Annotated in this window: 9 protein-coding genes and 1 pseudogene; 8 read left to right on the top strand and 2 right to left on the bottom strand. The window is 41.8% G+C overall.

The window, feature by feature from the left end:
• The first annotated feature begins 100 nt into the window (after nt 1–100).
• The 6 genes and pseudogenes from R50345_RS14710 to R50345_RS14685 all read left to right on the top strand — a co-directional run bounded on the left by R50345_RS14710 (nt 101) and on the right by R50345_RS14685 (nt 7,675).
• Nucleotides 101–1,057 (top strand): ABC transporter permease, encoded by a 957-nt coding sequence (locus R50345_RS14710; RefSeq protein ID WP_042127715.1) that lies wholly within the window; start codon nt 101–103, stop codon nt 1,055–1,057.
• Nucleotides 1,058–1,066: 9 nt separating this feature from the next.
• Nucleotides 1,067–1,969, top strand: a complete 903-nt coding sequence (locus tag R50345_RS14705) for a carbohydrate ABC transporter permease (protein ID WP_042127713.1) — start codon at nt 1,067–1,069, stop codon at nt 1,967–1,969.
• Nucleotides 1,970–2,045: 76 nt separating this feature from the next.
• A pseudogene (locus tag R50345_RS14700) lies at nt 2,046–3,796 on the top strand (ABC transporter substrate-binding protein).
• A 200-nt stretch (nt 3,797–3,996) separates the two neighbouring features.
• On the top strand, nt 3,997–5,091 hold the full coding sequence (locus R50345_RS14695) for a GerAB/ArcD/ProY family transporter (protein ID WP_042127711.1): 1,095 nt from the start codon (nt 3,997–3,999) through the stop codon (nt 5,089–5,091).
• Nucleotides 5,088–6,536 carry a spore germination protein gene (locus R50345_RS14690; RefSeq protein ID WP_231574202.1) on the top strand — a complete coding sequence of 483 codons (1,449 nt, stop codon included), beginning with the start codon at nt 5,088–5,090 and terminating at the stop codon, nt 6,534–6,536. The genes R50345_RS14695 and R50345_RS14690 overlap by 4 nt, the downstream gene beginning before the upstream one ends.
• Nucleotides 6,536–7,675, top strand: a complete 1,140-nt coding sequence (locus R50345_RS14685) for a Ger(x)C family spore germination protein (protein ID WP_042127708.1) — start codon at nt 6,536–6,538, stop codon at nt 7,673–7,675. The genes R50345_RS14690 and R50345_RS14685 overlap by 1 nt, the downstream gene beginning before the upstream one ends.
• A 44-nt stretch (nt 7,676–7,719) precedes the next feature.
• Here R50345_RS14685 and R50345_RS31305 read toward each other — a convergent pair whose 3' ends face one another.
• Nucleotides 7,720–7,875, bottom strand: coding sequence for a hypothetical protein (locus R50345_RS31305; RefSeq protein ID WP_156114798.1), 156 nt, complete (start codon nt 7,873–7,875; stop codon nt 7,720–7,722).
• A gap of 70 nt (nt 7,876–7,945) precedes the next feature.
• Here R50345_RS31305 and R50345_RS31685 point away from each other — a divergent pair, with 70 nt between their 5' ends.
• Nucleotides 7,946–8,242 (top strand): hypothetical protein, encoded by a 297-nt coding sequence (locus tag R50345_RS31685; RefSeq protein WP_042127706.1) that lies wholly within the window; start codon nt 7,946–7,948, stop codon nt 8,240–8,242.
• A gap of 145 nt (nt 8,243–8,387) precedes the next feature.
• Entirely contained in the window at nt 8,388–9,641 is a 1,254-nt protein-coding gene (locus tag R50345_RS14675; protein WP_042127704.1) for a sensor histidine kinase, read from the top strand.
• A gap of 67 nt (nt 9,642–9,708) precedes the next feature.
• Here the strand turns inward: R50345_RS14675 and R50345_RS14670 are convergent, their stop codons facing one another.
• The gene (locus tag R50345_RS14670; RefSeq protein ID WP_042127702.1) at nt 9,709–12,780 is read right to left on the bottom strand and encodes a beta-galactosidase, LacZ type; all 3,072 of its coding nucleotides are present in this window, start codon (nt 12,778–12,780) and stop codon (nt 9,709–9,711) included.
• Between the last annotated feature and the right edge of the window lie 15 nt (nt 12,781–12,795).

Here is a 12,795-nt window from a genome sequence, read left to right as displayed (position 1 = left end):
CGAAAATGACGGATTTCTCCCTGTTTTTTATATAAAATTTTCGGGTGTTTCCTTTACATTCTGTAGATTATGATAGTGGCATATCTAAGGAGGGACATAAATGAAAGCGATTACCTCGAAAATACAACCGGAGTCGAAAAAGCCAGCTTCTCGCTTTTGGCCAACTTTTTTACAGCAGAAATACCTCTATATGATGGCCATCCCATTTGTACTCTGGGCATTTGTATTTAATTATTTACCTTTATGGGGATGGACAATGGCTTTTCAGAAATACAAGCCCGGTAAATCCTTTTTCGAGCAGAAATGGGTCGGTTTGCAGTACTTCAGGGAGCTATTCCAGGATGATCAATTCTTTAATGCACTTCGTAATACGCTCGCTATGAGCATTATGGGCCTGTTGGCGGGATTTATCATTCCCATTATATTTGCCATTCTTCTGAACGAGCTACGGCTGCAATTGCTGAAACGATTTGTGCAGACAGTCTCCTATCTCCCCCACTTCGTATCTTGGGTGGTTGCTGCAGGGATTATTACCAAGATGCTCTCTACCGATAATGGTGCGGTAAACGATCTCCTACTAAGTCTTCATTTAATCAGTGAACCCATACAATTCATGGCTAAAGGTCATTTTTTCTGGGGAATTGTCACGGCTTCGGATGTTTGGAAGGAAACAGGCTGGAACACAATCATTTATCTGGCAGCCATATCAGGCATAGGTCCAGAGCTTTATGAAGCAGCGAGGGTAGATGGTGCAAGTCGCTTGCAGCAAGTTCGTAACATTACACTTCCAGGGATTCAGACAACGATCATTATTCTGCTCATCATTTCCATCGGGCATTTAATTAGTATCGGATTCGAGAAGCAATTCCTGCTCGGCAACAATCTAGTGCGCGATTACTCTCAGACGCTGGATCTGTACGCACTGAACTACGGTCTCGGTATGGGTCGGTTCTCCTTCGGTACAGCCATTAATATTTTCAATTCTGTGGTGAGTGTGATTCTGCTGTTTGCCGCCAACGGGATATTCAAAAAAATAACTAAGGAAAGCATCATATAGGAGGCCCTTATGCTAAGTAAAAAATTGGCCGCCGTATCTTGGTCGGACCGCATCTTTGATTTAGTTGTCTATGTAGCGATTACCGTGGTGACCATAGTTACGCTATATCCTTTTCTAAACGTATTGGCGATTTCTTTTAACGACTCTACAGACAGTATTAAGGGCGGAATTACGATCTATCCACGTGTGTTCACTTTTAAGAACTATGAGACGATCTTTGCCTATTCTGGGCTGATGACTGGACTCAAAATCTCGATCTTGCGAACGGTGATTGGCACGATTCTTGGGTTGGTTAGTGCCTCTATGTTGGCTTTCACGCTGAGTCGGGTGGACTTCCAAGCCCGAAAGTTCGTCTCTACATTTCTAGCGCTTACGATGTATGTCTCAGGTGGTCTCATCCCTGGCTACATCCTAATCAAAGATCTTCATATGATAGGAACCTTTGGCGTGTATGTCCTCCCAGGTCTCGTCAGCGCATTTAATGTATTTATCATCCGTTCTTTTATCGACGGTTTACCCTATGCGCTGCAGGAATCTGCTAAGCTGGACGGGGCTAATGACTTCACGATTTATTGGCGGGTTATTCTTCCGCTGACCAAACCTGCGCTGGCAACCATCGCTCTCTTCATCGCCGTTGGCCAATGGAATTCATGGATTGATACGTATCTTTACAATGGTTCCAAGGATGCGTTGACTACCCTGCAGTTCGAGTTAATGAAAGTCATACAGAGTACGACAACTAATGCGGACAATTTCCGAGGAAGAAATATGACCGAGGTTATGGCACAAATTTCTCCGGAATCAGTCAAAATGGCAATCACAATCGTAGTCACAGTGCCAATCCTAATTGTCTATCCATTTTTGCAGCGCTACTTTGTCAAAGGTATGACTTTGGGCTCAGTAAAAAGCTAGTACGCTTATGGTATCAACAGGCTCCGCCTGTATACACATTACATTTTTAACCAGAAAAAAGGGAGGGTTTCTATTCATGACAAGAAAGAAAGCAAAATCGTATGTGATATTGATGGTCTTGACTTTACTGATTAGTGTGCTGGCGGGTTGTAGTGGATCAAACAACAAAACAGCAGATAACAACGAAGGAACAAAATCAACAAATGAAGTTAGTGCTACTGCAGAGGCTACCGCAGAAGCAACTGCACAAGCTGAAGATTTGAGTCCGCTCACACTCTCCTTCTTCGCAGAAGATCCAAATCCGAACTGGAACAACATGAAAGACGATATCAGTAAAGTGATTACAGAGAAAACAGGCGTCACACTCGATGCAGAATTTGCGGTAGGTGATCCACAACAAAAAATCGCCTTGATCGCTGCTGGTGGTGATTATCCGGATATCATCTCTGCCAAAGCTGATATTGGGAAACTTGTAGATGCTGGAGCAGTCATCGATTTAACCGAGTTAATCGACAAGTATGCCCCTAATATTAAACGTGTGCTGGGTGACAACCTTGCTCGGGCAAAATACACGAATGAAGACCAGTCAATCTATGCTATTCCGACCTGGGCAGCGGTTGATGAGAAGAAATTCGTAGCCGGCGGTGGTTTTGAGCTCCAGCATCGCGTCTTGAAAGAAGCTGGATATCCTGAAATCAGAACGGTCACCGATTATGAGAATGTAATAAAAGCCTATCTGGAGAAACATCCAACTGATGAGAATGGTAATAAGAACATTGGAGTATCCCTTAATGCGGATGATTGGCATATGTACATTTCCGTGACTAACCCTGCTGTTGCTACGACAGGTGGTTCAGATGACGGAGAATATTATATTGATCAAGAGACCCATGAGGCGATCTACCACTTCCGTCGTCCGGAGGAGAAAGAGTATTTCCGCTGGCTGAATCATATGAATGACATCGGATTGCTCGACAAAGAGAGCTTCGTGCAAAAGTATGACCAATACAAAGCTAAAGTAGCCACCGGGCGAGTTCTCGGACTGATTGACCAAGATTGGGATTATAATGATGCTCAGCAAGCACTGAAAACGGCAGGTAAATTCGATCAGACCTATGGCCACTATCCAGTAACGCTGACAAAAGATTTTAAAGAAACCAGCTTCTGGCCTACTGGATTTATGGGCGGTTATGGGATTTCGATCTCCAGCACAAACCCGGACCCAATTCGTACTATTAAATTCCTAGACTTTCTCGCTTCTGACGAAGGACAGATCTTAAATAACTGGGGAATTGAAGGTAAGCATTATGTACTGGAGAACGGCAAACGGGTTGTTCCAGCAGAGGTGCAAGAGCGTATTAACAATGAAAATACAGCCTTCACTAAGGAATCTGGAATTGGCTTCTACTGGAATATGATGGTTCATTATGGAGATGGCGCTAAAGATGCAAGCGGAAATTATTACACTAAAAACTTCCCTGAACAGCTAGTACTTGGCTATAGCGATGCTGAAAAGAGACATTAGCTGCTTACAAGGCAACAACATGGAAGGATTTATTCCCGAAAGAAGAAGAATTTACTGAAAAAGCCTATGGTGCAGCATGGAATATCGCGCTACCAGGCGAGGATGAGGTCTCCATTCTTGGTAACAAAATGAAAGATATTACATGGAAACGTATTCCGGAAGCTATTTTAGCGAAACCGGCAGATTTCGATAAAATCTGGGACGACTACATGGCAGCCTTAGAGAAAGCCGGAGTAGAAAAAATGGAAAAAGGCTACACCAAATACGTGCAGGATCGTGTTGCTTTATGGAGTTCTAAATAAAAAACATTCTGAGCTGTGCGAATATCCGCACAGCTCAGAATGTTTTTTACGATAACACAAAAAGTCAGATATACAACTAATACCCCCTACTCCAAATCGTACACTATACCTGAAAGATCCCGAAGGTTACCTATGGAAGTATAGATCATCTCCAAGAATGGCATTATAAGGTAGATGAATGAGCTGGTTTATTTAGGAGGATGAGAACAATAAAAACAAATATTTCGTTTATTCAATCCATCATGATTATTATGCTGAGTACAGGCCTTCTAAATCATGTCATTATCATTCCCATCTTATTGGACGCGGCAAAACGTGACGCATGGATTTCAGTTCTGCTTGCGGCTGTATGTGCGTTAGTTTGGATTTTTATCCTCCACATTTCTAGCTCCAAAATCAAAAAGCAGCATCTTTTCGCGTGGCTTTCCAAAGCTTACCATCCCATTGTGGGTCGAACGCTTGCAGTAGTCGCTTGTATATATTTGTTTATAATATGTATGCTTACAACCAGAGATACTATCTACTGGGTGCATCTCACTTTCTCTCCAGAGACACCCATCCTGATACTCGCTTTCATATTGCTATTGATTTCTGTAATCAATGCATATTTAGGTATTCATTCCCTCGCGAATACCGCTGCTGTATTGCTGCCTTTTGTGATTATATTGGGCTTTTTTATAATGTTCTCTAACATACCGCATAAAGATTATTCCTTATTAAAACCGATACTTGAAAATGGCATGCGGCCAGTTTGGAATGGAACTATGTATGTAGGAGCAGGCTTTGTTGAAGTTATTATGCTTTTCTTTCTGCAACACCACATTAAATCACGAATATCATATCTATCCTATATGGTCATGCTTCTCCTTCTCTTAGGACTGACCATGGGACCGGTTATTGGTGCAATCGTTGAATTTGGTCCGGATGAAGCTGATAAACTCAGATTTCCAGCTTATGAAGAATGGAGATTACTAACGATTGGACGATACATTGAGCATCTAGACTTTTTTAGCGTTTATCAGTGGTTCAGTGGAGCTTTTCTGAGGATTTCCCTATCCATGTTTCTTATCCTTGATATATTCCAAATTCAAAGCAGAAAAGTAAAAATGTTGGTACTTGGCAGCATTTTCGCATCAATTCTAGTGTTCACAGCCATTCCTTTCAGTGACCAGTTATTTCTGAACATATTGTCTAACTATGTACTTCCCTTCTCTTTATGGGGGGGGCTTGCTTTTTCTGTAATTATTGCAGCCTTGATCAGCTTGGCTCAGCGAAAGGGGAAAGTAACATCGTGAAAGAGATTAAGCAACAGGAATCCAATACATTCGAGGATATGATCACACGGATTTTTGATTCAAGCTCAGACATTAAAAAATTGACGATCTCTTTATCGGACCCGGATTATGCTGTTCAACTCGTTTATTGCCAGGGATTATGCGACGAAATCAAAGTGGAACAATCCCTCATACCCGAATTAAAAAAGATCCCGGAATCTATCCTTACATCGCATGAACTTGATCTTGAGCAAAAGGTTCCGTTTCACATGTCACCCCTTCCATCCAATGAGATTGAAAAATCAATGATAAACACTGTGCTGAGCGGTGATCTGTTCCTTCTATTTACGCCATCGAATCGATCCTATGTTGTGAAATTGGCTGATCCTCCTAAACGGCAACCGGAAGAACCAAATACAGAAGTGTCCACAAGAGGTCCTAAGGATGGTTTTACGGAAGAATCATTTACCAATATTGCCCTTATTCGAAAAAGACTCAAGACTGAATTGTTGGCGGTAGAAAAATTCACGATTGGAACTCAAACATCCACTGAAGTTCATCTTCTATATCTCAAAGAGACGATTGAACCTCATGTTCTACAAGAGATTAAGACAAGACTGAACAGCATTCAAATCAAGGGACTTGTGGGCAGCACTCAGCTTGAAGAATGTCTGACTGGATTTTCGTTATTTCCATTATTCTCATATACGGGCAGACCTGATTATGCAGTAAATTCATTGCTTCATGGAAAATTTGTCCTGATGACCAATGGTTCCCCCACAGTAATTATGGCGCCAGTGAGTTTTAGCTTTTTGTTGAATACGTCGGAAGATGCTCATATGGTAAACATTTTTGTTGCTTTCACAAGATTGTTACGAGTACTCGGAGTGATGCTTTCTCTATTTTTACCGGGATTCTGGATCGCACTCAGTACGTTTCATCAAGATCAAATCCCCTTTACACTGCTTGCAACGTTAGTGAATTCAAGACAGGGGGTCCCTCTTCCGGTTCCCCTTGAAGCGATTGTGATGCTCATTTTATTCGAGATTTTTCGCGAAGCTGGGATGAGATTACCTACCGCTTACGGTCAGACCTTGTCGGTTGTAGGAGGTTTGATCATCGGTCAGGCTGCCATTAGTGCGGGTATTGCAGGTGCAGGTACGATTGTCGTTATAGCAATTTCTGTGCTGGCTACCTTTACTTTAGTGAATCAGACACTAGTTGGCATCGTTAGCTTGTTAAGAATTGTCGTACTCTTATTTAGTGGTTTTCTCGGGTTATTTGGTACGATGATATGTCTTCTGGCACTGATTCTCTTTATGGTCAATCTACGTTCTTTCGGCACCTACTATCTATCCCCTCTATCCCCGCCACACTGGAAGGAATTTTATAAGGTTATTTTCCGAATGCCTTGGGGCAAGGTAAAGTTCACGAACACTGCGACAAAAAAAGGACGAGATCGATAATGAAATTAATCCGATGCATTCTTGTCATCCCCCTGCTCTCCACACTTCTAACGGGTTGTTGGGGATCAAAGGAAATTGAGCATATGATCTATGTGAACACAGTAGGCGTCGATTATGTAGATAACAAAGTCGTTATTTACATTCAAATGGTTAACTTTAGTGGCATTGCGAAAAAAGAGGCGGGGCAGACGCAAGAACAGAAAACCTTCACTGGAAAAGCAGAGGGTGATTCGTTTGATAACGCGATATTTAATTTGTATGCTTCTAGTCCGCAAAGAATCGTCTGGAGCAATGTAAAAACAATCGTATTTAGTGAAGCGGCGTTAAAGAAGGAAAGTGTTGTCAATCAAGTATTGGACGTGTGGGATCGATATTATGAGTTTCGTTATACTGTATGGACGATGGCGACCAAAGAACCTATAGAAAAAGTATTAAATACTGCGTCGATCAGCGATTTATCGGTGATATACTCACAGCTTAACAGTCCCATGCGAACCTTTGAACAAAGCTCAATTATCGCACCATTATATCTGTACAAGTTCATTTGGAAATGGAAGGAGGAAGCTGATACGGTTCAATTACCATTTCTTGAAATCGTGCCAGATTGGACCAGTAATAAAGTGCCCTCTCCTAACGTTAGTATGACGGGGATCTGTTTTCTGCAAAATCAGCAATATCGTGGCCATCTAAAGAGTAAGGATGTTTTAGGCATTCGGTGGTTTGAAAAAAAGACACAACGAACGCCACTAGTTATCAAAGATGAAAAAAAAGTACTTGCTGTGATCGTAATGAGCAAAATCAAATTCTCTATTCATCCTAAGATGAAGAATGGCAAGCCTGCCTTTGATATAAAAGTGTCTATGCAGGGCACGCTTCCAGAGTTAAACCCCAACCTTACTAGGAGTGCGCTTGAACTTAAAGCTATAAAAGAAATTGATAACCAGATCAGGGAAACTTACTTAAAAGGATTAGAAATTAATGCCGATGTATATGGACTCTCAGGCATTTTCTATCGCGAACTTCCGAAGGAATGGAAGAAATTAAATGATAAGGGAATTATACCGCTCGACTCAAACAGTATCGACAAGATCAGTATCAGTGTGAATCTTAATAGTGGAGGTATATCTAAGATTCAGTAAACTTGATGACGGATCAAGTTCAGGCTGATGAACAACTTTGATGATTAAAGATGGTTCATCAGCCTCTTACTTATATGTCCTACGGTATTTGTATCTTTCTTCTCTATCGCAATGATAAGTGCTTTTACACTTGGTGCGGTATTATTCGTGATTCGTTCAAATGGATCATTTGTAAATAATGCACGCAAAGCCTTTTTCAAGCGTCCCTCTTACGGCATACTGCTTCACCAATCCGACAATCATTACAATCATCGAAGCCAATAATAGAAAATGATATATCCACCAACTAAGTCTCCATATCTCTCCCATAACCAAACACTTGCTAACAACATACTTAACTGCGCTGATATACCAGGTAGATTAGTTGCAGGAAGTAAAAAGTATGGTGTCGATATCCCAGGTAAAGTGAACATCAGAGCAAGAGAAGTAAATGAGAGCGATAAGAATCTTAATATTTTTTATGGTATAGCAATTGAAATTAAGGGTCCAAAAAAACTTGTTTTTGTCATGATAATGTCTCCCATGTTAAATCAGCATCCAATAACCACCAATAAATATACAACATAATGGGTTGGTTACTAGGTTCGACTGGCAGAAAATCTATCTTAACGTATTCGTATCCTTAATGAACCAGCTTTTCAGAAGGAGGAATTCATAGTTATAACGAATAACAGTATATTAAATTCTTTTTAGACTGGGTTGGAGGGCTAATATGCTGGATGTAAAAGATATTTTGCTGCAATTATTGTTTGCCCTAACCCCTTTTGTCCTGTATACCATTTACTATCGTGATAAAGCCGAAAACTACTCAAAACAATTTATCACGATCACTTGTATGATCTGTCTTTTTATGTCGATGACTTTTCCAGCTACTGTACAAGTTGGCATCATATTCGACATTCGATACGTGATCATGTTTTTCGGAATGGTGTATGGAGGCATAACTACTGGAGTTTTTCTTCTCATAGAATTTTTATTATACCGCCTGATTATTGGTGGACAGGGATTATTTTCAGCGATTATAATTCTCTCTATTACTTTCACCTTATCTGCCTTGTTATCCAGTCTTTACCGTCGTCGTTCTGAATACCGAAAACTTATTACATTTATTGCAGGGATAAGCTTTTCCATCATTCCAATCGGCACCATGTTTGCAACAGAATACCAATATACGATACAGCATTTAAAGTTTAACATCCTCGTTATGCCAGTACAAAATTTCCTCGGAATTTGGATATTGATTTCCCTTTTTAATAAAGCAGTTTCTGACAAGGAATTGTATCTGAGGTATCTTCAGAGTGAAAAATCGGAAACAATTGCGCATGTCGCAGCTTCTCTTGCCCATGAAGTCCGTAATCCGCTTACAGCCGTTATGGGATTCTTGAAATTACTGAAGGATGATTCTATTACTAAAGAAAAAAGTCAAAAATATATTGATATTTGCCTCGAAGAGATTAAACGTACAGAAGTTATTCTTTCGGAATATCTATCGATAGCTAAACCAAATCATTCCATGGTAGAGCAAATTGAACTTGTGCAGCAGATATACTCGATCGTAGATATCATAACGCCTTACGCCAACATGAATAACGTATCTTTGGAAGTGCAACATTTGGAAGATAAACTATTTGTAACTGCAAATCCTACTGAAATCAAACAACTATTCATTAATTTTATTAAAAATGCGATTGAAGCTTGCTCTGTTCAGGCAACAGGTAATGTAAACATCCGTATCGAGCGGCAATCCAAATATGCAAAAATAACAATAATTGATAACGGGGTTGGAATGAGCAGCGAGCAAATAGAGCGACTAGGAAGCATTTATTTTTCAACTAAAAGCAAAGGAACGGGATTGGGCCTTACGCTTTCATACCAATTAATCCGTTCGATGAACGGTGATGTCACTGTACAAAGTAAATCAGGAGAAGGAACTGAATTCATACTCTCATTTCCTTTATCCGACTGAATGCAAAAAACGCTCGCCTCAACCTTATCGTTGAAACGAGCATTTGGATTACCTATTTCATCTCAAATTATGCTCTGCGAATTATAAATTCAAAATCCATATCATCCGAAGGATCTATTTGATATTCATCAAGAACTGGAGCTCCCCAGCTGTCATCCCCGCCTACGCCCATTTGACGTCCGGCAATCGTAACAACGGTATAATGAACGTTCGGCAGCTCATAATGATGCGTTGCATTCTCCAGCTCCATTGCCGAATAAGGCGATATATTGGCTTCAACAGGGGCTGTGACTGGTGCCGATATTATAATCCCTTGGCCATGATCGTTAGTTATGGATACTTCGCGCACACCTGTGCGGTTGCCCGATTCCTGCGGTACCAAATAGGAGGACACATTGTCCACCGCATGATTCTGGAAACGACACAGTCTCGCCCCAAACGAGCGGTCGATATAATTTTCTTCCGGCCCATTCGCATACCAATTCAGCTGGTGATAATCCGCCGGAACCTTAAAGGTTAAAGCAAAGATCGGAAGCTTTGGTAAACCCGCTGCTCCATGGTAGCTTGATTTCACCTTTATGCTTCCATCGGAGAACACTGTGTAAGTTACACTTACCCGCACTCCCTCTGATACACTAAGCTTATACACATAATTTACTGTCGCACGGTCCTTCTCCTCCAAAAGCTCGAAGCTTAACGTTCTACGGGTCAAGCTTGCTGCATACCAAGGGGAAGAGTCGAAATGGATTCCTGCCCCCTTGTCATTGTCTGTCATCGCTCTCCAGAAAAGCGGTGCCGGCGGCGAAGAGATCATTTCCCGGCCTGAATATTTGACGGAGATTAATGTACCCGCCTGCTTTGAGAACATTACAGAGAAGTCACGGCCATGCACCCCAATATTGACATCCCCTTCAACCACGCGAAAATCATTCACGACAGGTGTGATCTTAGCATATGATGGGGACTCTTCTGCTGACGTATTCCCCACTTGAAAAACATGCTGGCCAAAAGCGATTTCATAACCGCTATTTGCCCATAATGAATCTTCCTTCAGGACAAGAGAAACATCCAAGCTATACTCACCAGGCTGGTTCTTAATATCCGGTAGATCAACTTCTACATATCTTTCCTCACACGGATTAACCTGGGCAAGTGCAGTTCCACGATAGATTACCCTACCCTCATAGTTCAGAGCGTATTTCAACTCATATGCATCCAAGCCCACAAATAAGTTCTCATTACTAATGGTAACACCATGACTGTCCGGGTGCAGTTTGACGTTCTGATACAGAAATTTCACTTCCTGCATTTTCGGAGACCATCTCCGGTCCGCATACACAATTCCGTTACCGGAGAAGTTGTAGTCCGTTGAACGATCATCGAAGTCTCCTCCATAAGCCATGAAGGGCTTACCGTATCGATCATTTTTCACAATTACTTGATCCATGTAGTCCCAGATGAATCCGCCTTGATACATTGGATACTTCTGCTCTAGCTCGGTGTATTTGTGTAGTCCCCCGACGGAATTTCCCATCGCATGCATGTATTCACAGCTAATATATGGCTTTAACGGATCTTCTTTTAAATACTTTTCGATATCTGCTGCTTTCGCATACATACGGCTCTCCATATCGCTCGAATCATCATAGTCCCGGTTATGGAATACCCCTTCATAATGAACCAAACGAGTAGGGTCCTTCTCTCGAAAATAATTCGCTACGTTCAGGATTACTTCTCCTGCAAAAGATTCGTTGCCACAGGACCAAATTAGAATAGATGGATGGTTCTTATCTCTCTCCACCATGGAAATCGCGCGATCCATCACAATATCCTGCCATTCAGGCTTATTGCCAGGGATGTTCCAAGACGGTTCAACAGCCCCCATTTTCTGCCATGATCCATGCGACTCTAAATTCATCTCGTCAATGACATAGACACCGTATTCATCACACAGCTCATACCAGAATGTCATGTTCGGATAGTGAGATGTCCGCACAGCGTTGATGTTCGCCTGCTTTAATGTTTTTATGTCCCATAGCATATCTTCTTTTGTAATGCTGCGTCCGAAGCGTGGATTAAACTCGTGACGGTTGACGCCTTTAAATACAATACGTTTGCCGTTTAAGTGCATAATTTTATCTATCATCTCAAATTTTCGAAAGCCAATTTTTTGCGGCACGACTTCCACAAGATCCCCGGATGCGTTGTAAACAGATACATAGAGAGTATACAAATTAGGTTCTTCTGCGCTCCACAGCTGAACCTTTGTTGCTGCAAGCGTAAGCGAAAGGGTATCTCCTGAAACTTCACTCACATCGCTAGCCACAAGATTACCTGCTCTATCCTTAAGCTCAAGGAGTACTTTTGAAGCAGACTTACCTATCAACTGCATGACAGCGGTTAGTGTTCCCTGTTCAAACTTATTATCCAGATCGGTCTGAACGTGTAGATCCCGTACATGAACATCAGGCACGGTGTATAGATACACCTCACGAAAGATTCCCGAAAAGCGCCAGAAGTCCTGATCCTCAAGCCAACTCCCAGTGCTGCGCTGATAGACCTCAACCGCCAGCTTATTCTCACCTTCCGTCAAGTACGGTGTCAGATCAAATTCACTCGGTGTAAAGCTATCTTCGCTATAGCCAACAAATTCCCCATTTAGCCATACATAGAAAGCCGTTTCCACTCCTTGAAAAGATATATACACCGGACGTTGCTCCCAACCGGTAGGAACTACAAAATACTTCACATAACTACCTACGGGATTGTGGTCCTCAGAGATCTTCGGAGGTCTAAGATGCTCATGACCGTCCCATGGATACATCGTATTCACATACTGAGGCTGCCCATACCCCTGAAGTTGGATATGACCGGGAACTTCAATATCCTTCCAGCCTCTGCAGGATACGCTCTCCTTATAAAAATCCACCTGTCGTTCCATGGGATTATGGGCGTAACTAAATTTCCAACTTCCGTTCAGACTATAACGAAAGGGCATTTCGCCAAGCGCTTCGGCTTCAAGTTTCGTTTCGTAATATCGATGATCGGAGTGAGCATATATTCTGCCAACGGCATAAATGGAAGGGTCTGATAACCATTCCAGACTTGGAGCGACGCCCCGTTCAACCTGCTGCTTCATTTCATTGTCCTCCTT

The sequence above is a fragment of the Paenibacillus sp. FSL R5-0345 genome (genome assembly GCF_000758585.1).
GTDB lineage: Bacteria > Bacillota > Bacilli > Paenibacillales > Paenibacillaceae > Paenibacillus_AQ.
Note: the sequence above shows the minus strand (reverse complement) of the source record. Positions and strands in the feature narration are given on the sequence as shown.

Excerpts from the sequence above, each read along its gene's own strand:
- R50345_RS14710 (WP_042127715.1), top strand. The coding sequence starts at position 101 with ATGAAAGCGATTACCTCGAAAATACAACCGGAGTCGAAAAAGCCAGCT.
- R50345_RS14675 (WP_042127704.1), top strand. The coding sequence starts at position 8,388 with ATGCTGGATGTAAAAGATATTTTGCTGCAATTATTGTTTGCCCTAACC.
- R50345_RS14705 (WP_042127713.1), top strand. The coding sequence starts at position 1,067 with ATGCTAAGTAAAAAATTGGCCGCCGTATCTTGGTCGGACCGCATCTTT.
- R50345_RS14685 (WP_042127708.1), top strand. The coding sequence starts at position 6,536 with ATGAAATTAATCCGATGCATTCTTGTCATCCCCCTGCTCTCCACACTT.
- R50345_RS14670 (WP_042127702.1), bottom strand. The coding sequence starts at position 12,780 with ATGAAGCAGCAGGTTGAACGGGGCGTCGCTCCAAGTCTGGAATGGTTA.
- R50345_RS14695 (WP_042127711.1), top strand. The coding sequence starts at position 3,997 with ATGAGAACAATAAAAACAAATATTTCGTTTATTCAATCCATCATGATT.
- R50345_RS31685 (WP_042127706.1), top strand. The coding sequence starts at position 7,946 with ATGATATATCCACCAACTAAGTCTCCATATCTCTCCCATAACCAAACA.